17 protein-coding genes and 2 pseudogenes are annotated in these 19,590 nt (G+C 59.5%); 9 read left to right on the top strand and 10 right to left on the bottom strand.

All coding sequences use genetic code 11. From position 1 onward, the window contains the following. Positions 1-37 precede the first annotated feature (37 nt). A complete protein-coding gene (locus tag ACCD05_RS22650) occupies positions 38-1,264 on the bottom strand; it encodes an amino acid ABC transporter substrate-binding protein (RefSeq protein ID WP_413395481.1) in 1,227 nt (408 codons plus the stop codon). A gap of 238 nt (positions 1,265-1,502) precedes the next feature. Between ACCD05_RS22650 and ACCD05_RS22645 the strand changes: the two genes are divergently transcribed. Next, complete coding sequence (locus ACCD05_RS22645; RefSeq protein ID WP_413395479.1) at positions 1,503-2,411, top strand: helix-turn-helix domain-containing protein; 909 nt, start codon at positions 1,503-1,505, stop codon at positions 2,409-2,411. Positions 2,412-2,792: 381 nt separating this feature from the next. Here the strand turns inward: ACCD05_RS22645 and ACCD05_RS22640 are convergent. The 3 genes and pseudogenes from ACCD05_RS22640 to ACCD05_RS22630 all read right to left on the bottom strand — a co-directional run. Then, a pseudogene (locus tag ACCD05_RS22640) lies at positions 2,793-3,167 on the bottom strand (DUF6481 family protein); the annotation flags it as partial. Positions 3,168-3,199: 32 nt separating this feature from the next. Then, positions 3,200-3,424, bottom strand: coding sequence for a hypothetical protein (locus tag ACCD05_RS22635; protein ID WP_413395477.1), 225 nt, complete (start codon positions 3,422-3,424; stop codon positions 3,200-3,202). A gap of 122 nt (positions 3,425-3,546) precedes the next feature. Then, a complete protein-coding gene (locus ACCD05_RS22630) occupies positions 3,547-3,756 on the bottom strand; it encodes a cold-shock protein (RefSeq protein WP_413395475.1) in 210 nt (69 codons plus the stop codon). Positions 3,757-4,192: 436 nt separating this feature from the next. On the opposite strand from ACCD05_RS22630, the gene ACCD05_RS22625 reads away from it, so the two are divergent. After that, the gene (locus tag ACCD05_RS22625; protein ID WP_413395472.1) at positions 4,193-4,582 is read left to right on the top strand and encodes a response regulator; all 390 of its coding nucleotides are present in this window, start codon (positions 4,193-4,195) and stop codon (positions 4,580-4,582) included. A 12-nt stretch (positions 4,583-4,594) separates the two neighbouring features. Here ACCD05_RS22625 and ACCD05_RS22620 read toward each other — a convergent pair whose 3' ends face one another. Beyond that, positions 4,595-5,104 carry a winged helix-turn-helix transcriptional regulator gene (locus ACCD05_RS22620; protein WP_413395470.1) on the bottom strand — a complete coding sequence of 170 codons (510 nt, stop codon included), beginning with the start codon at positions 5,102-5,104 and terminating at the stop codon, positions 4,595-4,597. A gap of 211 nt (positions 5,105-5,315) precedes the next feature. On the opposite strand from ACCD05_RS22620, the gene ACCD05_RS22615 reads away from it, so the two are divergent. Continuing rightward, on the top strand, positions 5,316-5,489 hold the full coding sequence (locus tag ACCD05_RS22615) for a hypothetical protein (protein WP_413395468.1): 174 nt from the start codon (positions 5,316-5,318) through the stop codon (positions 5,487-5,489). Between the two features lie 163 nt (positions 5,490-5,652). Here ACCD05_RS22615 and ACCD05_RS22610 read toward each other — a convergent pair whose 3' ends face one another. From ACCD05_RS22610 to ACCD05_RS22595, 4 genes are all read right to left on the bottom strand, one after another. After that, a complete protein-coding gene (locus ACCD05_RS22610; protein ID WP_413395466.1) occupies positions 5,653-6,657 on the bottom strand; it encodes an NADP-dependent oxidoreductase in 1,005 nt (334 codons plus the stop codon). Positions 6,658-6,688: 31 nt separating this feature from the next. Continuing rightward, positions 6,689-7,525 (bottom strand): alpha/beta fold hydrolase, encoded by an 837-nt coding sequence (locus ACCD05_RS22605; protein ID WP_413395511.1) that lies wholly within the window; start codon positions 7,523-7,525, stop codon positions 6,689-6,691. Positions 7,526-7,665: 140 nt separating this feature from the next. Continuing rightward, positions 7,666-8,757 carry an alkene reductase gene (locus ACCD05_RS22600; RefSeq protein WP_413395464.1) on the bottom strand — a complete coding sequence of 364 codons (1,092 nt, stop codon included), beginning with the start codon at positions 8,755-8,757 and terminating at the stop codon, positions 7,666-7,668. Between the two features lie 53 nt (positions 8,758-8,810). Next, on the bottom strand, positions 8,811-9,599 hold the full coding sequence (locus tag ACCD05_RS22595; protein WP_413395462.1) for an SDR family NAD(P)-dependent oxidoreductase: 789 nt from the start codon (positions 9,597-9,599) through the stop codon (positions 8,811-8,813). Between the two features lie 111 nt (positions 9,600-9,710). On the opposite strand from ACCD05_RS22595, the gene ACCD05_RS22590 reads away from it, so the two are divergent. Both ACCD05_RS22590 and ACCD05_RS22585 read left to right on the top strand, forming a co-directional pair. Then, positions 9,711-10,259: a TetR/AcrR family transcriptional regulator gene (locus tag ACCD05_RS22590; protein WP_413395460.1), complete on the top strand. Its 549-nt coding sequence runs from the start codon at positions 9,711-9,713 to the stop codon at positions 10,257-10,259. Between the two features lie 182 nt (positions 10,260-10,441). Next, positions 10,442-10,858: a LysR substrate-binding domain-containing protein gene (locus ACCD05_RS22585; protein ID WP_413395458.1), complete on the top strand. Its 417-nt coding sequence runs from the start codon at positions 10,442-10,444 to the stop codon at positions 10,856-10,858. Positions 10,859-10,924: 66 nt separating this feature from the next. On the opposite strand, the pseudogene ACCD05_RS22580 reads toward ACCD05_RS22585, so the two are convergent. Continuing rightward, positions 10,925-11,074 (bottom strand): annotated as a pseudogene (locus tag ACCD05_RS22580) (HipA N-terminal domain-containing protein); the annotation flags it as partial. Between the two features lie 501 nt (positions 11,075-11,575). On the opposite strand from ACCD05_RS22580, the gene bcsA reads away from it, so the two are divergent. From bcsA to ACCD05_RS22560, 4 genes are read left to right on the top strand one after another with little or no spacing between them, the layout of a single operon-like run. After that, entirely contained in the window at positions 11,576-13,813 is a 2,238-nt protein-coding gene (gene bcsA, locus ACCD05_RS22575; RefSeq protein ID WP_413395456.1) for a UDP-forming cellulose synthase catalytic subunit, read from the top strand. Beyond that, on the top strand, positions 13,813-16,143 hold the full coding sequence (locus ACCD05_RS22570) for a cellulose biosynthesis cyclic di-GMP-binding regulatory protein BcsB (protein WP_413395454.1): 2,331 nt from the start codon (positions 13,813-13,815) through the stop codon (positions 16,141-16,143). Before bcsA ends, ACCD05_RS22570 begins: the two co-directional genes overlap by 1 nt. Continuing rightward, complete coding sequence (locus ACCD05_RS22565; RefSeq protein WP_413395452.1) at positions 16,143-17,234, top strand: glycosyl hydrolase family 8; 1,092 nt, start codon at positions 16,143-16,145, stop codon at positions 17,232-17,234. Before ACCD05_RS22570 ends, ACCD05_RS22565 begins: the two co-directional genes overlap by 1 nt. Beyond that, complete coding sequence (locus ACCD05_RS22560; protein WP_413395450.1) at positions 17,213-19,018, top strand: hypothetical protein; 1,806 nt, start codon at positions 17,213-17,215, stop codon at positions 19,016-19,018. The genes ACCD05_RS22565 and ACCD05_RS22560 overlap by 22 nt, the downstream gene beginning before the upstream one ends. Positions 19,019-19,590 lie beyond the last annotated feature (572 nt).

Here is a 19,590-nt window from a genome sequence, read left to right as displayed (position 1 = left end):
CTCCCCGCATGCGGGGACAGAGGAAAGATGCCTCAGCTCATTTCTTCCAGGCCTGACGCGGCAAAACGATCTTGCTCACGCCGGAATGATCGGCCGGGGCAACCCCGACGAACTGGCCGTTCTGCCACTGTCCCGTCCACCAGAGCTTGCGCAGCTGGTTTTCCTCAAGCTTCGTCTCGCCGAGCACGGTCTGGAACGTACCGGCCGAAAGCTCTGCCGAGACGGCTTCGCGATCGAGACCCTTGCGCTTGATCGCCTCCTGCAGCATCTGCAGGCTGGCATAGGTGATGACACTGCCCCAATAATCGGGCGCGACGCCGGTCACCGCTTCATGACGCTTGCGATAGGCGGCGTTTTCCTGGTTGTTCGGATCGATGCCGCCGAGGCTCATGATGCCGGTGGCATTGTCGCCATTGTTCTTGCCGTAGATCGGGAAGCCCGTGCCAACGCCGAGATAGAGCACCTTCGGATTGAAACTGGCGACCTGCGACTGCTGGGTCAGCGCAAACGTATCCGGCGGATAGGAGAAGGCAACGAAGGTATCGGCGCCGCTCGCGCTCGCCTCATTGATCATAGGCGAGAAATCGGACGTACCGACCGGATAGCTCTTGTCGTAGACAAGTTCGATGCCGGCTTCCTCGAAGGCAGGACGCGCCGCGGTTACGAGATCGATACCGAAACCATCGGCAACGGAAACCATCGCCACCTTGTTGTTGATCGTGCCGGCCTTGCTGGCCTCGGCAAGGATCGCGGCAAGCGCCTTGGCATAATCATGCCCGCCGCCCAGCATCCAGAAGCTCTTCTTCCAGCGCTGAACGAAATCAGGCGCCTTGTCGGTGACGGCTGAAACGGCGAGCTGCGGATAACCGTAGCGATCGAAGAGCGGCGCGACAGCGAGATTGAAGCCGGTGCCCCAGGGCGCGAGGATAAAATCGACCTGATCCTGCGTCGCCAACCGCTCGACCGCGCGCACCACTTCTTCAGACGACGAGCGATCGTCATATTCGATAAGCTCGATCGGCAGCTTCTTGCCATCGGGCATTTCAAGCCCGCCGGCATCATTCACGTCCTTCACCCAGAGCTGGTAGTTGGGAAGCGTTGTGATGCCCGCGCCGCCGGCATTCGGGCCGGTCTTAGAAATGGCATACCCGATGCGCACCGAGGTCTTGTCCTGCGCAAGGGCATAACTGCCAAGACCAGTTACACTCAGCGCCAGGACAGCAGCCGTCGTGCGCAGGACATGCCTGCGTCGATAGGTTTTCATGGATTATCCTCCCACAAGAGCCCGCTCCCACGGGCCGTTCCGTCGCCTTGGCGTGCCAGCTATACTCCTCCGCCGGTCACATCAGGGTTTGACGACGGGAACGATACGCTCGCTATGGAAGGGAATGAATAGACTTTTACAGGAGAAATTTGTACTTTTCACGGAGGTGATCTAACACTTACTCCGTGCGCAATGACACACATGCACCAAGCCGATTGACCTCAAATCCGGAAAATCCATGCCAAACAGCAACTTCTCGCAACTGCACACAATCGCGAGCCATGGTTTCCAGCAAAATGTCGCCCCGCTGGCGGAGGCGAGGTTGTTTCAAGGCGCGCTTTCCCGTTCCGAGTGGACTTTTCGCGGAACGCGCAATCGCATCTTCGTGATGCTCTCGGGCAGCGGCCAGATCAGGCTGGGAAACCGCGAACTCTCGCTATCGGCCCCTTCCCTTCTCTGGACGCCTGCGGGTGAAACCGGTGCGATTACCTTTGATGCCGGGGCGGAAGGTGCCGCCCTTGCTGTGCCGGACGTGCTGCTCGGTTCCTCCATGCCAACAGGCGCCGTTTTTGCTCCGGTGCGCGACGTGATCTCCCAACCCATCCTCGGTGCCCCGATCCTGCTTGCGGAGGCGCGCAAGCTCAGCCTCACCATCGCCACGATTGAGCAGGAACTGAAAGCCGCCCAGCCCGGCGCGCAAGAAGTGGTGCGCCATCACCTCGCGCTGCTTCTGATCGCCATCTGGCGCATCGCCACACCGGTCGCGGCAAAACCGCAGCCCTCGCCGCGAACCATCGTGCGCGGCTTCGTCCATCTGGTTGAATTGCATAACCGCGACCACTGGAGCATCGAGGCCTATGCGGAAACCCTCGGCGTCACCGCCGACCGACTGAACACGGCCGTTCGCCGCACCACCGGCCGCACGCCGATGGAACTCATCCATGCCCGTCTGATCCAAGAAGCGACGACGCTGCTCGACAGCTCGACCTTGCAGATTTCGGAAGCGGCTGAAGCCCTCGGTTTCAAGGACGCCGCCTATTTCAGCCGCTTCTTCAAGCGTAGCGCTGGCGTCTCGCCCCGTGCCTATCGGCAGGGCATCACGCTAGCACCGGTGCGCTCGGAAACCAGCTACGCCGCCTGGCCTTAAAATCTGTAGGGCAGCTGCAGCCTGCCTCAACCTGAGAGAGTGAAGTCATCACGCGTTTCTCCTCTGAGGAGCAAGGCGAGGTTACGCGTCGTAAAGAGATCCACCGGCTCACCAACACCCTTCAACAGAAAACTCCCGAGGCCCTAAACCCGGGAGGCGACATTTACCTGACCGTAAAATCGAGCTCACTTGCTGGAGCCGATATTGCGATAAATCACATCGCCCAGAACTGTAGGTGCTCCTCGCAAGATTGGTCATGTTACTGCCCCGTCTGGCAGAGCGGGATGGGGCCGCTTATGATGGAGGAGCTCGCGCTGTGGGCGGCTCTCGGCTGGCGCGGTGTTTTTCACGAGACCCAGCTTCATTGTCAGCTGGCCGACCTTGCCGGGCCTTACGAGCGGCGTAGCATCTGTCGCGTTCAGCCTTGCGGGCGGCCTCATCTCCAACGACACGCGATATCCGGCCGTTTTCGGCCGACTGTCGCGCCTCAATCTCGGCCGCGGCCACTGCCTTGATGGCTGCCTGCTCTTGCGCCTCAAGCGCTTTAATGCGGGTGCGCTCCTCGACTTTCAGTCGTTCCCGTCCCGCACGGCGCGCTTCGCGGGCTTCGACAAGCGAGATGCGCTCCGCCTGTCTGGCGGCTTGCAATGGCTCTGCTGCCGTCTTTGCTGCTCGGTATACTGTGAGAAGAGCTGCCTTGTCGTCTGCAGCAGCGGAGCGTCGGTCAGTGAGCTCGTTGCTTCTGGCGTGTCTCAAATTTTTAATCCTGATATTCTGATTAGGGATGATCAGCGGGATTTCGATCGTTTGGCAAGCAGGGCAGATGTTGCGGAGATCCGGTCGGCTTGCTCCTTGGCGAGCCGCGCTTCGCGCAGCCTCAAGGTCTTGGCGTCACGCGCCTGAGCTACCGATTCGAGCTCTCCCGCTGCATTGTTCTTGGCGAAGAACTCCGTCTGAAGATTGCCGAAGGCCGTCTCGGCACGCTGGCGAGATTTGCTATATGTTTCTGTCATTGAATTTCCTCGACGTGGCTTTAGGCCAAAACGAAAAAGGCCAGGCGTTATGCCTGGCCTGAAACTGATAATTGCTCCCGGCAGTGCCAGTACATCCGTGGTCAAAAGGAAGCAGATATCGATTAAGCGGACTGCAGATTGCAGGCCGACATCTTGCCCGACTTCGTGTCGCGCTCGAGATCGTAGCCAATCTTCTGGCCTTCGACGATTTCGCGCATGCCAGCGCGTTCGACAGCGGAAATATGAACGAAGGCATCAGCGCCGCCGTTGTCAGGCTGGATGAAGCCGAAGCCTTTGGTGGAATTGAACCATTTTACTGTGCCAGTGGTCATGATGAACCCTTTCAAAGCATAGAGTGAGGAACCGCGTAGCTCATGCCACGCAGGGGAAAACCGACTATTTTTGAGAGGGAAGTTCGCTTAAAGCGCGGTGCCAATCGCGCGGTAGACAAAGCTCGGCAAGCAAAAGATCGATGAGCCCTGTATACGCCGACAGTCATGCTTCGTCAACGCCTAGTTTTGATCAATTCATAAATACTTTTTAAGGTTGCACTGAACGCGTCTGGTTGCGTTCAGTTGCCGGTCATTCGTTCACGATCTCAAGGGGCGAACTACGCGCTTGGGCACCGTCAATTAAAAGAGACACACCTCACGAGTTAATTCGGAAAAGCTCTGGAAGGAGCATTAGCGGACGCTAGTTGGTACGATATCAGACAAACTTCTGTCAGGCTTGAAGCAGAGCCGCATTCTCTCTGGAGATCCCGGTATCGTGTCAAACCCCATTGCCGTTTTGATTGTCGAAGACGAAGCACTCATTCGCTACGCAATCGCGAATGAACTTGAGGATCAAGGCTTCGTTGTGTTTGCGGCCAACGACGCTGACGAAGCCATCGTATCCATCGAAAACCATACAGAGATATCGGTCGTATTTACTGACATTGATATGCCGGGAAGCATGGACGGCATCAAGCTTGCTGCGTTCGTTCGGGATCGGTGGCCCCCTATCAAAATCATTGTGACGTCGGGGCGAGTGAGCCCTGTCGGCTTGCTAGCGGCTGATATACCGTTTTCGCGAAACCATACGATTATGCCAGAGTGGTGGAGACGATACACAGCCTGCTGGCAGTTTAGGCTCCAGCATGACCATGCGATGACGTAGGCGGGGTATACCCTACGAGGACTTAGCTCGCCGATCCTGCTGAAACCGGCTGCGTCGTAACGCACGCTCGTTTGCAAATTCGGCGCTGAGAGTGCCATCGTAATCACTGAAACGGAAGCTGGCACTGATGGACGTGTCCTGGTCGACCTGCTTCCCTGTCTCCCTGTCCGTTATGCTGATGGCGGGGCCCTGACCGTCATCGTAAGGTGTCCATTTCATGCCCCAGGCGCGAAGCATCACAAGGATCGCATCAAGATCCAGTCCCTTTTCAGTAGCGTGATACTCGTAACGGCGCGGTTTGCTCGAGTAGATCCGTCGCTCGATGAGGCCTGATTCCTCAAGGCGCTTTAGGCGTGCCGACAATAGCGTCGGCGACAGTCCGGTCTGTGCCTGGATCTCATCGAACCGATGATTACCCATTGAAAGCTCACGCATGATCAATAGAGTCCCGCGATCGCATGCAACGTTGAGCGTGCGGGCAATCGGGCACAACGTCTCCTCTGTCGCCTCGTCTGGTGTCACGTCACATATCCGTTCGTAAAAGGGCGCCAGCTTTCAAAGGCAGGAGGCTGGCCAAATCAGAAACCAGCTTCAACATAGTGACTATTTTTTTAGTAGCAACGTTGACTGGATTACATATTGCTACATATTTTGTAGTGACTCGGCGTACATCTGCGCCCAGATTCAGAGCCGTCGGTGAGACCATCGCTGCCCTCAAAAATGGAGAACGCGTATGACAAGCCCAGCCTATAAAGCCGACGGAACAGCTCTTCTAATTGTCGATCCCTACAACGACTTCATGTCGGAAGGCGGAAAGCTTTATGAAGCGATCAAGCCGACGGCCGACCAGTCGGGACTTTTCGACAATCTGAGACAGATTATTCCCGCCGTGCGCGCAATGATCTAATCCGGCAGGATCTACAACAACCGTCGAGGCTTCGGGCGACTTTTCCCCGATCTCCAGCCCGAGAGGTCGCCGATCATCTGGCAGAGTTTCTTCGTTCTGAGCCCGGACATCCCCAGTAGCGATAGCAGAGACCGAACCGATCGCAGAACACTGATGCTATAAATCAGCCATCAACAGTGATCACGACCTTTCCCTTGGCCCGACCGGTTTCGACATAGGCCAAGGCCTGCGCCGTCTGATCGAAGGGAAACACCTTGTCCACGACCGGACGGATGACGCCGGCGTCGATCAGTTTGGCGATTTCGGTCAGTTGCTGACCATTCGCGCGCATGAACAGGAAGGCGTAGTCGATGCCACGGGCCTTAGCCTTTTTAATAATGCTACGGCTGAGCATCCCCATGATGAAGCGCAGCAACAGGTTCAGCCGCAAGGATTTGGCGAAGGGCACGTCCGGCGGGCCGGAAATCGAGATCAGCTTTCCGCCCGGCTTCAGCACGCGCAGCGACTTTGCGAGCGTGTTGGCGTCCTGGCTGTTCAGCACCAGGTCGTAACCGGACAGCACCTGTTCGAAGTCCTGCGTCCTATAGTCGATCACCACATCCGCGCCGAGGCTCTTGACCAATTCAGCATTGGCGGCACTCGTTGTGGTCGCGACGATGGCGCCGAGATGCCTGGCGAGCTGGATAGCGAAGGTGCCAACACCGCCGGAACCGGCCTGAATGAACACCTTCTGACCGGGCTTGATCTTGCCGACCTCGATCAGCGCCTGCCAGGCGGTCAGGCCGACAAGCGGGATCGACGCGGCCTGCTCCATGGAGAGGCTTGTGGGTTTCAGCGCGAGGTCTGCCGAATCGACCGCGATCATCTCCGCAAAGGTGCCCGCTCGCAGATCGCGCGGACGCGAGTACACTTCGTCCCCGACCTTGAACTTACGCACATTGGCGCCGACGCGGACGGCCGTTCCGGCCAGATCGTGACCTGGGATAAAGGGCGGGCGATAGGGCACGAATAGCTTGAATTCGCCGTCGCGCAACTTGGAATCGAGAAGGTTGATTGCGGTGGCGTGGATGCGAACCAGCACATCATTGGCGCCAATGACCGGATCGGGCATGTCCGCCAGGCGCAAAGCACCCTTCTTCTTGTATTTGTCGACGACGAAGGCTTTCACGGTCGTTCTCCAGTGTGAAACGATTGTCAGGTCAGGCAGCCAGGAAAGCCAGCGCTTTTGGGACGAACTCGGCATGGTATTGAAATATCCCGCCGTGGCCGGCATCGGGGTAGATCACCAGCTCGGCATTCGGGAGCCGTCGCGCCAGATCCCGGATGTTGGACGTCGGCACCATGATGTCATTGTCTCCATTGGCGACGAGAACGGGAATGGTGATCCGGCCGAGTTCCTGGGGCGCCTGGCGCCCCCAGGCCTTGATCGCTGAAAGCTGGCTCAGGAAGGCACGCGGTGTCGGATCCTTGTCGCGATCCAGTTTACGCTCTTTCAGGCGCGCCAGAAAGTCTTGCGCTGCCCGACGTCCATTGGCGGTCGAGGTGAAAAACAGGTAGGTCTTCGGGTCCCGCCGGGTGAACATGCCCTTGAGGATCAGGGGCCATGAGACAGCGCCGACCCGCTCAATGCCCACTCCACCCGCAGGCCCCGTGCCGGTCAGGATAAGCTTGCGCACCAGGCCGGGCGCTTTCAGCACGATATCCTGCGCCACGAAGCCGCCCAGCGAAAAGCCCAGCAGGTCAACCGTGGCAAAGCCCAGCTTGCCGATGACAGCGATGACGTCGCGGGCCATCTCATCGATGGTCACCGGGGCAGTCCCCCCGGAAAGGCCGATCCCCCGGTAGTCCAGCGTGATGATGTGATGGGAAGCGGCAAGCCCATCGACAATCCGTGGATCGAAATTGTCGAGAACAGCGCCCCAGTGATTGAGCAGCACCAGCGGGACCCCGCCGCGCGGACCAAGCTCGCGATAGGCAAAGCGGATGTTTCCACGGTGACGAAGCGGTTGGGAACGTCGCGATAGGGATGTGTCGATGCGGTCTTCAGGGGTGCGTCGGTCATGATGGGCCTGCTTATGCCCGCAATCGGGCCGATGGAATGAGAACATCGTCGTGCGATGGTAAAAGCGAGCTTATATTGAGAGCGGGGCCGCACCGAAGCGCGGCCCCTGATGGCTTAACTGCCGGACGTCTCGGTAAAGCGGGGATAATCGGTATATCCCGCGGCACCGCCGCCATAGATCGTCGCCGGGTCGATCTCAGCCAGCGGCGCGCCGCTCTGCAACCGCTCCACGAGATCCGGATTGGCGATGAACGGACGGCCGAAGGCGACAAGATCCGCCTTGCCATCGGCAAGCTGCGACTTAGCGAGGTCGAGACTGTAGCCATTGTTGGCGATATAGGTCTTGGTGAAGCGGCGGCGCAGCGATCCGTAATCGAAGGGCGCGACGTCGCGCGGACCGCCGGTGGCGCCTTCGACGACATGAATGTAGGCGATGCCAAGCGCATCGAGCTGGTCGACGATATAATCGTACTGCGCCTGGGGATCGCTGCAGGAAATGCCGTTTGCGGGCGAGACCGGCGAAATCCGGATGCCGGTGCGCTCAGGCCCGATCTCCTGCGCCACCGCTGCGGTCACTTCCAGCATCAGACGGGCACGATTTTCCACCGAGCCGCCATAGGCATCGGTGCGGATATTGGCGCCGTCCTTGGCGAACTGTTCGAGCAGATAGCCATTGGCCCCGTGAACCTCGACGCCATCGAAGCCCGCCGCGATGGCATTGGCTGCGGCCTTACGGAAGTCGTGGACGATGCCGGGAAGCTCATGAAGCTCAAGGGCACGAGGCTCAGATACGTCGGCGAAACCATTATTCACGAACGTTTTGGTCCCGGCACGGATCGCCGAGGGTGCGACCGGTGCGTCACCGCCAAGAAGATCAACATGGCTGACGCGACCGACATGCCAGAGCTGAACGAAGATCCGTCCGCCTTTGGCATGAACCACATCCGTAACCTTCCGCCAGCCCGCAATCTGCTCAGGCGTGTAAAGGCCGGGCGTATCCTGGTAGCCCTGGGCCTGCCTGGAAACCTGCGTCGCCTCGGTGATGATCAGTCCGGCGCTCGCACGCTGGCCGTAATATTCCGCGGCGAGATCACTCGGCACGAGGCCCGCACCGGCGCGATTGCGCGTCAGTGGCGCCATGACGATCCGGCTTGAAAGGGTGATGGCATCGAGGGAGTAGGGTTCAAAAAGTGTCTTTTCGGTCATGGTTTACCTATACTGCCGCGAAGGCGGCCTTTATCGGGGTGGGTTGGTGCTCTTCAAGCAGGGTTACGGTAACGTTCGCCAGGCAGCGCATTGCCGAAGTTGGCCATCATGGTCTTCCGGGCGAGGTCGAATGCACCCCACTGGCCATCATCTGGAAGCGGTGGGATGGTGACCAACTCACGGCGATCAAAGCCGACCAGAGCCGCATCCACGAGATCGCCCACTTCCATGACGTTGTTCAGGGTGTTGACGTCGGCGCCGACGTGATCCCAGATCTCCGTCCGGGTCGTGGCGGGAAGGACTGCCTGGATGTAGACGCCCTTCGGTCCGAGTTCGTGCGCCAGCCCCTGCGACAGGAACAGAACAAAGGCTTTGGTCGCGCCATAAACTGTCATTCCGAATTCCGGCGCAAGGCCCACGACCGAACCGATATTGACGATCGCGCCCTCGCCAGCATTTGCAAGACGCGGAGCGATGGCGCTCGAAAGCCGGACGAGCGCTGTTGCGTTGAGCGCAATCAGCCTGGTCATGTCGTCGACGTTCTGGTCGACAAAGCTTTTACCGATCGCCGTTCCGGCGTTGTTGACGAGGATGCCAATCCGCGTGTCGTCGCGCAGTCTGGTCTCGACCTTGGCGAGATCCTCAGCTTTGGTGAGATCGGCCGGGAGGATATCGATCGTCACGCCGGTTTCCTGGCGCAGACGGGCCGACAGCGCATCCAAACGTGCCGCGTCTCGGGCGACCAGCACCAGATCGTGTCCGCGGCGCGCAAAGCGTTCGGCATAGGTTGCGCCAATGCCCGTGGAGGCGCCGGTGATCAGGACTGCGGGACTTTGGCTCATTGTGTTGCTCTTTTCTATCATTGACTCTATATTCATGATCATCATCACGATTACCCATAAATATGACGGTCATCATGTTTATGTCAACGGCCGTTACGGAGAATTTTGAAAATGAACGTCAGCCGAGAACAGATGGCGGAAAACAAACGCCGGATTCTGGACGTCGCCAGCCGGTTGTTCAAGGACAAGGGGTTCGAGGCGGTTAGCGTCTCGGAAATCATGAAGGCAGTCGGACTGACCCATGGCGGATTTTATGGACACTTCCGCTCAAAGGACGATCTGGTGGCGCAGACCCTAGCGCATGCGCTTGCGGGAGACAGCTTAGGAAACGCTGACTTCAGCGGTTTCGTCCGCTCCTATCTCGCGCCGCGTCACCGGGACAACGCGTCCACCGGCTGTCCAACGGCAGGTCTGGCTGCAGCAGTTCGTCACCAGACGCCCGCGGCAAAAGCGGCCATGACCGAAGGTTTGCGCGAACAGCTCTCCCGAATTGAGAATGCCCTCCCGGAACATGAGAAGGCTGACAGACGGCGCGTAGCGATCGGAAGCTGGGCCGCGATGGTTGGGGCCGTTATCCTTGCCAGAGCGGTTGATGATCCTGAACTATCCGACGAGGTCCTTGATGAGACGCGTGCATGGATCGACAGCCGCGTCCGCTAATCGCGAGGATGAGGGAACTTGGGAAAGTCTTCGAACCGGGATGGTGCTATGACCGAAAGGATTGAAACAATCTTGGATCCGGTTTGGGGTGACTGCAATAACGCTGCGATCCGTCGCGCGTCGCGGAGGCAGTTTGATCACAATCCTCAGCACGCAAATCGTCCATTTGTTGCTGCGTCTCGATGCCTTCGGCCGTGACGCTGATGTCCAGCGCGCGGCACATTGCGATGACGGCGCGTGGGCTCTCAAACCCTGCCGACCTGGACAGATGTCAGCTCATCCACGAGATCGGCATGACCACGACCTGGGAGCGATGGTTCGCGTTGATGGCGCTGCCTTATTCGAAAACCCGCGGTCCGGGCTACAGCCACGGCAGCATGTCAATCGAAGCTGCCATCCGAGGCGAAGGCGTCACGCTGGGGCGAAGTGTTCTGGTGGCCGAGGACCTCGCGCAAGGGCGTCTCATTGCCCCGTTCCCGATAGCAAAACTCGACGTCGAATGGGGCTATGATCTGGTCTACCGAACGGGAAACGGTGACCATCCGAAGGTCATCGCGTTCCGGGACTGGATTTTAGACGAGACACGGGCAACGCCGTAGATGAAACCGGTGAAAGGATTCGAACCTCGAACCTGCTGTTCAATGCTGCGATGAAAATTGCGGCCCGTCAATCAGCACGACGCGAACTGTGCCAAGCAGATTCAACCCGAGTGACAAGCAGGTCGAAATCGTCTCCCGCGCGAACACTCCCCGCGTGGTGATTTTTCCAAAGCCTCGCGGAGCCATCTTCGGGAGCGGATTGGCAAAGAACACGGCATTGGCGGCGCTAACCACGACGAGCGACGAGCGACGAGCGACGAGCGACGAGCGACGAGCGACGAGCGACGAGCGACGAGCGGAGAGCGGAGAGCGGAGAGCGCAAATGCGTTACAGCGATCGGCAGAACGTATCCACAAGCATAAGTCACCGAACAACCTGGAAATGAAGCGCCGTATTAAATATATCTCGGGTAGCACGCAGTCCGGCTTCTCGGTTCCGAAATTAACTAAGAACCTACTAATTTAGCAGGGAGCCTCTGCACAAAACCTTAAATACTCATGGTAAAAATCAAGAGAATTTGCTTCTTTCAGTCGCGTTAAGTATATTTTATGTGCAGAAAAACATGTTTTGACATTTTATCCGGAAATAATACAGTTAAAAAATAGATATTTATTCAATAACATTTCAAATTTGCATAATATATACAGGTTGCCTCCCGATTATAAATTCCTAGTATCGGCTCAAACTTAACTTCCCGTTAATCATTGGGGCCGATCAATGACCAAGCTAGCCACTTTAATACTGTGGGCAACCAGTACACTTACCGCTCTGTTCCTTGTCACACAGCCGGTTGGAAACTCCGTCCAAATGGCTCTGTCGCTGTCCGTCATAGCGGTCCTTGCCGTTATCGCGGTTCTTCGTCTCGACGGCATCTGGCGCCACGTGTTTCTGGCGCTCGGTTCCGTCGTCGTCCTGCGCTACGCCTACTGGAGAACGACCAGCACGCTGCCGCCGATCGACGACCTTTATTCGTTCATTCCAGGTGTCGTGCTCTATGCGGCGGAGATGTACTGCATCGTGATGCTGGCGATCAGCCTGTTCGTCGTCGCCGATCCGCGTGAACGGGAGGCCGCGCCGCGTCTTTCGGACGAGGACGCGCCCAGCGTCGATGTTTTCGTGCCGACCTACAACGAGGGCAAGGAAATCCTTGCCATGACCCTGTCGGCTGCCAAGGCCATGCACTATCCGAGCAACAAGCTGCGAGTGTTCCTGCTTGACGACGGCGGCACCGACCAGAAGCGTTTCTCCGACGACGCCGCTGTCGCCGAGGCTGCAATCAACCGCGCTATCGTCCTCAAGGATCTGTGCGCCGATCTCGGCGTCACCTATCTGACGCGCGCCGAAAACGTCCACGCCAAGGCAGGAAACCTGAACAGCGGCCTTTCGCGCACCAGCGGCGACCTGGTCGTCGTCTTCGATGCCGACCATGCGCCTGAACGCGCTTTCCTGCAGGAGACCGTCGGATACTTCTCGAAGGATCCCAATCTCTTCCTCGTCCAGACACCGCACTTCTTCGCCAACGCGGACCCGATCGAGCACAACCTCGACACCTTCACCACAATGCCGTCAGAGAACGAGATGTTCTACGGCAAGATCCAGAAGGGTCTCGACCGCTGGAACGCCTCGTTCTTCTGCGGCTCGGCAGCCGTCCTGCGCCGCGAAGCGCTGGAAGAGGTCGGCGGCTTCTCGGGGATCACGATCACCGAAGACTGCGAAACGGCGCTTGAACTCCATTCCCGCGGCTGGACCAGCGTCTATGTCGACAAGCCGATGATTGCCGGCCTGCAGCCGGAAACAGTCTCCAGCTTCATCGGTCAGCGCTCGCGCTGGTGCCGCGGCATGGTGCAGATCCTGCTGCTGAAAAACCCGCTCCTGAAGGCCGGTCTCAGCTTCGCGCAGCGCATCTGCTACCTTTCCAGCTCGCTGTTCTGGTTTTTCCCTTTCGTGCGGGCCGTCTTCATCTTCGCGCCGCTTCTCTTCATCCTCTTCAACATGAAGATCTTCGTGGCGTCGTCCGAGGACTTTATCGCCCACACGGTGACCTACCTTATCGTCGGCGAACTCATCCGCAGCTACCTCTACGGTTCGGTTCGCTGGCCCTGGATGTCGGAGATCTACGAATACGTCCAGTCGGTCTACCTGTTCCGCGCCATCATCAGTGTCATCCTGCAGCCACGCCGCCCGACCTTCAACGTCACGGCGAAGGGTCAGAGCACTGCCGGAGACCGTCTGTCGGAGCTCTCCCTCCCCTACTTCGCGATCTTCGCGGTCCTCGCCTTCACGCTTGGCGTCTCGATTTATCGCTACAACACCGAACCTGAAATCAGCGGTCTCCTGATGATCGTCGGCGCCTGGAACTTCTTGAACCTGCTGATCGCCGGCGCCGGCCTTGGCGTCATCACCGAACGCCGCAACGTGGTCGAAGGCATTGAGCTGCCAACCAACACCAAGGTATCGCTGACCTTTGGCGACAAGACCTGGACGGGTTCGGCTCTCAGGGCTTCGGCCGCCGGCGCCACCATCCAGTTGCCGCAGGCCGCGATGCAGGCTCTTCGCAAGTCGGATAACGGCCACCTTTCGATTGCCAACCCTTCGCAGGCCCTGATCATCAACTCGATCCCGGTGACGGTCGCCGCACATCCGAGCCAGGAGCAGCAGACGCTGGCGATCCGCTTCGACCTCGAGGCGCAGCACTACCCGGTCGTTGCAGAAATGATCCTGCGCGATATGAGCGATGTCCGCTCGGCCCGCACAACCCGCCAGAAGCGCCGCGGCATGATCATGGCGACGGTCACTCTTCTTCGCTGGGCATTCAACAGTCCTGTCAGCGCGCTTGCATTGCTTCTCACCGGTGGCTCCGCAGCTTCGGCGCGCCGCTCGCAGGCGCCCCGGCTGCCTGCAAACAACAACACAGCCCAGGCATTCCCCGAAACCAGTGCCAAGGAAGGTGCATGATGCGTATCCCCTATCGTTACAAGCTGGCTCTTGCCGCAACATCCCTCTCGCTGCTCACCGGTGGTGCCTTTGCACAGTCTCCGACCGCCTTCTCACTCGGCGATATCGCCAAGCCGATGACGCCCGCAGCGACGGCAATCACCACGGACGACAGCAATCTCCGTCGGATCGGTGCCACCCGCAATGCACTGTTCTTCAATGGTGAGAGCACAAGCAGGGAATATGCCTTCTACGCGCTTCCGGCGGAGATAGCCGGCAGCACCAAACTCGTCCTTTCGCTGCAGACCTCAATCTCGACCGCGCCCGAAAGCTCGGCCATGCGGGTCTTCGTCAACGACCAGGATGTCGGCACCATCAAGCTCACAGCCGGTGACCCCTACCGCGCCGAACTCAAGGTGCCGAATGGCCTCATCCAGCCAGGCTACAATGCCGTCTCCATTCTTGTCGACCAGAAGCACCGCGTCGATTGCACCATCGACGCAACCTATGAACTCTGGACGCAGGTCGACCCCGAACACAGCGGCTTCGTCTTCGGCGGCAAGTCCGCCGCCGGCGGAACGTCGATACCCGACCTGATCGCACTGGGCGGCATCAATGATGGCCGCACTCCCATCCATGGACGGATTTCGCCCGGCGCATCGACGACCGAATACAATCGGATCATGGCCGTGATCCAGTCGCTGGCAATTGCCGGCAACTTCGATCGCCCGGCCGTGACGATCGGCGAAGCGCAATCCGGCGATCCCGGTATCGATGTGGTCGTCGGCACACGCAACGCACTGGCGTCCACACTTGGCGCCGATCGCGCGGCGGCGTTGAAGGACGGCATCAGCGTTCTTTCCGATGATGGCACGCAGCGCAAGATGCTGGTGATAACCGGACAGGCCGCTCCTGATGTCGACAATGCCGTCGAGGAGTTCCAGCGGCTTAGCCAGCAGCAGCAGAATGACGGAACGCCGCAGGGTCTGCGCGCGCTTGCCAACACCAAGGGTCGCCCGCTCGCACCCAACTCGGTGGTGCCGCTTCAGAACCTCGGCTTCATCGCGCAGCCCTTCACCGGTCGACTTTACAAGGAGAGCGTCAACTTCTCGATGCCGTCGGACTTCTATCCCGGTGATTACGGCTCGCTCGTCATGCATCTGAGCGCGCGCTATGCCGCCAACCTTGCCCGCGGTGCCGAACTCATCCTGCGCGCCAACGGCGAAACGGTCGCCGACATTACGCTCGGCGCCAGCCGCAACGGCCTCATTGAAGATCAGCGCCTGCCGATCCCGCTGAGCAAGCTGCGCCCGGGCGAAAACATCATCGAATTCGAAGCACGTCTGCCGACACCGGCCGATGCCGTCTGCGATCCGCTGGCAGGCGCCAACGAAGACCGTTCGCGCCTGTCGATCCTCGGATCGAGCTTTCTGGAAGTTCCGTCCTTTGCACGGGTCGGCCGTTACCCCGATATCGCAGCGCTAGTATCGGGCGCATCGCTCGCAGCGGGTCACGCTGCCGAGGCCACGTCCGTCTACGTGCCGGATCTGAATTCGCCGGCACTCGATGCAGCGGGTTCGTTTCTCGCCAAGATGGCTTACTCCTCCGGTCGCGTCATGCCGGTCGATCTGATGACATCGGTTCCCGACGCCGGCCAACGCCAGATCATGGCCTTTGCACCCTTCGGCAGACTGCCTGCTGAAATCCAGACCCAGGCCGGCCTCGACCTCTCCGCCACACCGGCAGGTCTGACCAACGGCCTGCTGAGCAGCAGGCGCGGACAAGCCGCAGCTTCGATGTCGTTCGGCGACCCTGCCAGCGGCCAAGAAACGACTGCGGCCGATACGCCGACCCAGCTGGATAAGGTTCTCGCGCCCGTCACCGAACTGGCTTCGACGGCAAAGTCATTCGCCGGATCGACCCTGTCGCAACTGCACCCCGCACTCGGCTCGGCCGGTGAGACCCGCGCCGAAAACTACCAGCCGAAGGATAACACCGCCCTGCTCATCGCCCAGAAGGAAATGCCATCGGGCGGCGTCTGGACGGTGGTGGCATCGCCTTCCGACGCAAGCCTCACAGCGACGGTCGACGCAGTCATGGAACGCTCGACCTGGACCCGGCTCAACGGATCGCTGCAGTCATTCTCGACGAGCGGTCAGGTCATGGACCAGGTGTCTCCCCGCGACATCGCGCTGTTTCAGACCCAGCCTGTGTCGATCGGCAACATACGCCTGATCATCGCCGGCTGGCTCTCCAACCATGTCATGGAATACACGTTGGCCCAGCTTGGCGCGGCAATCATGCTCGGTGCATCGACCTTCCTGATGCTCAAACTCGGTCGTCGCAAATGATGAGCCGCACCGTCTCGTTTAAAGCGATGTTGCTGGCGGGTTCGATTGCCGCATCCCCGCTGGCGCAGGCGACCGCTGCCGCTGACGACGCGCTGCAGCCGGTGGACTACGTCGCCGGGTCGTGGATGCTCTATCGCCACGACTACGTTACCCCGGAGGGCCGCGTGATCGACACGCGGGCCAACGGAATCAGCCACAGCGAGGGTCAGGGCTACGGCATGCTGATTGCCGTGATCGCCGACGACCGCAAGAGCTTCGAGCGCATTTGGGACTGGACGAAAGCCAATCTCTACGTGCGTGGCGACAGCCTTGCGGCCTGGCGATGGGATCCGGCGGCGACGCCACACGTCGCCGACACCAACAACGCGACCGACGGCGATCTGCTCATCGGCTGGGCGTTGGCCAAGGCGGCCCATGTCTGGAAAGACAGCGATTATGCCCGCGATGCCAAGCGGATTGCCGAGGAGATCGCCGACAAGACCGTCGTCGACACGGCATTCGGCAAAGCGCTACTGCCGGGCGAGCGAGGGTTTGGCGCCACGGATCAACCGGACGGACCCGTCGTCAACCTCTCGTACTGGGTCTATCCCGCCATCGCCGAACTGGGCGTCGCGTCATCGCGTTTTCCAGCCGACGAGCTGATCAGGACGGGGCTGTCGCTCACGCAGACCGCGCGCTTCGGACCGGCAGCGCTGCCGGCGGACTGGATATCGCTGAAGGGCAGAACGCCGGTGCCGGCAAGCGCCTATCCGGCGCAGTTCGGCCATGACGCGATCCGTATTCCGCTCTATCTCGCCTGGTATTCCCGCGATCATTCAGACCTGCTGACGCCGTTTGCCGACGCCTGGCGCGACATCAACAACGGCGCACCCTCTGTCATCGAACTGGCAAACGCGGCGACCCTGTCGCAGATGCCGGAAGCCGGGTATCGCGCCGTGACGGAACTGGTCGATTGCAGTCTCGGTCGCGAGGCCGCCGCTCCGACGGCCGCGGCCTTCGAAACCACCGATTACTACCCCTCCACACTTCATCTCCTCAGTCTTGTTGCAGTTGCAGAAAGGTATCCAAGATGTCTGCCAGATACACAGTGACAGCACTCCTGCTTTGCAGTTGCGCTATTCTGTTGACCCCATCGCTGAGAACAGTTCCGGTTTCCGCCGCTGATCTCAAAAACAATGCGAACCTGAACGCGATCGTGCCGGCAGGTGGCATGAGCGCTCTCGCCGTCGTGCCGACGCAGAACACGGCAATCACGCCGGCGGTTGACCAGAACGTTGCCGCGGTGCTGCCAAAGGCGGTCAATGCCGCTCCGGTTACCGGGACCGCGCAGCTTCCGGAAGCGAGTTATCGCGACGTCGCACCCGGCGAAAACCCGTTCACCCCTGTGGCGCAGAAAGCCCCCGTCGTCACGACGCCGCCGCCGGCCGCTACCCCCGCAGCCAATCCATTTGCTTCGGCCACGGCCGACACCAAGCAGGCGGCAACGGGCCAGGCTAAGGCGGCCGCCCCTGAGAAGGTGGATGAAACCGCATTGCGCTATTATGCCAAGACGCGTGACCTGAAGCGCCTCGGCGCGGAACTGCGCCGCCTCAAGGCGCTCTATCCGAACTGGGAAGCCTCCGAAGACCTGTTCAACCAGACGACGGCGATCGACGAGCAGCCGCTTTGGGACATCTACGCGACGGGCGACCTTACCCGGCTGCGCGTGGAGATCGCCCGCATCGCCAGCGGCAATCCGGAATGGAAGCCCTCGACGGACCTGATGGAAAAGCTGCAGATGGCAGAATCGCGCAAGCTGATCGACCGCGCCTATGCCCGCGCCAACTGGGCGCAAGTGATTTCCGCCGCTCAACAGCAGCCGCAACTGCTCGTATGCGGCGAGATGAACGCGCTGTGGCAGGTAGGCGAGGCCCTTGCCAAGACCAGAGACATGGCAAAGGCATTCGATCTCTACAAGTACGTGCTCACCAATTGCGACCAGCCGAACGAGCGACTGGCAACCATGCAAAAGGCCAGCGCGCTTCTACCGGCCGCCGGCATCACCTCGCTGCTTGCGCTCGGCCGCACCCTGCCGGATGGCACTGCGGAATTCGCCAGCTTCAGCTATGATGCGATACGCAAGCAGATGGGCGCGATCAGCGAAGGCGATCCTATGGCCCGCCCGCCTTCCGGCGCGGATCTAGAATCCTTCGCCAACTATGTCGAAAGCGCGCAGTCGGCCGCCGACGCAAGCCTGTTCGGGTGGTACTATTACAGCCAGAAGCAATGGCAGCCGGCGTTGGCCTGGTTCACCTCGGGCACGCAGTATGGCAACGACCTGAAAAGCGTGGAAGGCGTTATCCTGTCGCTGCGCAATCTCGGCAAGATGGACGAGGCCTTTGCGCTTGCCGGCCGCTTTGCCGACAAGTCCGACGATATTCGCAATGAATATATCGAAATCGTCGCCGGCGCGCTGACCGACGAACAGGCGACGCTGAAGATCAGCGATACCGACCTGACCACGCTCAAGACCTACGTCTACGCTGCAAAGTCGGCGTTGGGCGCACAGGCCCTGGGCTGGAAGCTGTTCCGAGACAAGGGCCCGGCGGAAGCGCGCCCGCTGTTTGCCCAATCCGTTGAATGGGAAGCGACGGAAGGCGGCGTGATCGGCATGGCGGTCGTCGCCAGCCGAAGCAAGAACAAGGTCGAGCTCGCGGCGCTGAAGCAGCAGTATGCCGGGCAATTCGCCGGCCTGAAGGACTTTGCAATCACTCCAGCACTCAAGAAAGGCAAGCGTGTCGTTCAGCCTATAACGGTCGCGGCAAAGCCCGTGACAACACGGTTCAACCGAATCCCTTCAACGAAATGGATATATTCGCGAGAATATGCCCGTTAATGAACCGTGCTATAGGGTAGAATATATGGGAGGCGGCATAGTTCGAACTAAGTCGTCGAGCTCGGGTGCGAGGATCATCTCGCATCCGAGCTTAAAAACCTCCGTCTTCAATTTGATGGGAGCTGGACGCACGACCGGTAAAGCAGTTGACACCAAGGCATTGAAAATACGTGATAACGTCCTGTATCCCATATAGGACCAGCCAAATGAACGACGTAACTGAAGTCCAAAAGATGCCGCCCTTTCCGTCAAGAGGTTTGCTGATCGCTTCTGCGAACATATTGAAATTCGTCGGACACTCCGGCTTTGAAGCATTGCGATTAGAATGGGATCTGCAAGATTCCGACGCCGGAGCGGGAAATAGTTTGATGGCTAGGGCCACGTCGCTCGCAAGCTATGCCCTTAAAAATCCGGAGCTCCGAACGCCCAATGGCAATTACATTCAGTCCGAAATTGTCGCGAAAGCAGGCGAGATCTACCGCAACGGTTGGATGACGAATATCAGCGAAAAAGAGCGATCCGCTTTTAAGATGGCCTCCTCAAATGCGGGTTCGATGAACGACGTGTCAGAG

This window comes from Rhizobium sp. Rhizsp42, assembly GCF_047304155.1.
In the GTDB taxonomy this organism is placed as follows: Bacteria; Pseudomonadota; Alphaproteobacteria; order Rhizobiales; family Rhizobiaceae; genus Rhizobium.
This window is presented reverse-complemented; position numbering and strand designations above follow the sequence as displayed.

What these genes read in the sequence shown, in the direction of transcription:
- ACCD05_RS22645 (WP_413395479.1), top strand. Translation starts at nt 1,503, where the DNA reads ATGCCAAACAGCAACTTCTCGCAACTGCACACAATCGCGAGCCATGGT.
- ACCD05_RS22650 (WP_413395481.1), bottom strand. Translation starts at nt 1,264, where the DNA reads ATGAAAACCTATCGACGCAGGCATGTCCTGCGCACGACGGCTGCTGTC.
- bcsA (WP_413395456.1), top strand. Translation starts at nt 11,576, where the DNA reads ATGACCAAGCTAGCCACTTTAATACTGTGGGCAACCAGTACACTTACC.
- ACCD05_RS22560 (WP_413395450.1), top strand. Translation starts at nt 17,213, where the DNA reads ATGTCTGCCAGATACACAGTGACAGCACTCCTGCTTTGCAGTTGCGCT.
- ACCD05_RS22590 (WP_413395460.1), top strand. Translation starts at nt 9,711, where the DNA reads ATGAACGTCAGCCGAGAACAGATGGCGGAAAACAAACGCCGGATTCTG.
- ACCD05_RS22595 (WP_413395462.1), bottom strand. Translation starts at nt 9,599, where the DNA reads ATGAGCCAAAGTCCCGCAGTCCTGATCACCGGCGCCTCCACGGGCATT.
- ACCD05_RS22585 (WP_413395458.1), top strand. Translation starts at nt 10,442, where the DNA reads ATGCCTTCGGCCGTGACGCTGATGTCCAGCGCGCGGCACATTGCGATG.
- ACCD05_RS22565 (WP_413395452.1), top strand. Translation starts at nt 16,143, where the DNA reads ATGAGCCGCACCGTCTCGTTTAAAGCGATGTTGCTGGCGGGTTCGATT.
- ACCD05_RS22570 (WP_413395454.1), top strand. Translation starts at nt 13,813, where the DNA reads ATGCGTATCCCCTATCGTTACAAGCTGGCTCTTGCCGCAACATCCCTC.
- ACCD05_RS22600 (WP_413395464.1), bottom strand. Translation starts at nt 8,757, where the DNA reads ATGACCGAAAAGACACTTTTTGAACCCTACTCCCTCGATGCCATCACC.
- ACCD05_RS22615 (WP_413395468.1), top strand. Translation starts at nt 5,316, where the DNA reads ATGACAAGCCCAGCCTATAAAGCCGACGGAACAGCTCTTCTAATTGTC.
- ACCD05_RS22630 (WP_413395475.1), bottom strand. Translation starts at nt 3,756, where the DNA reads ATGACCACTGGCACAGTAAAATGGTTCAATTCCACCAAAGGCTTCGGC.
- ACCD05_RS22635 (WP_413395477.1), bottom strand. Translation starts at nt 3,424, where the DNA reads ATGACAGAAACATATAGCAAATCTCGCCAGCGTGCCGAGACGGCCTTC.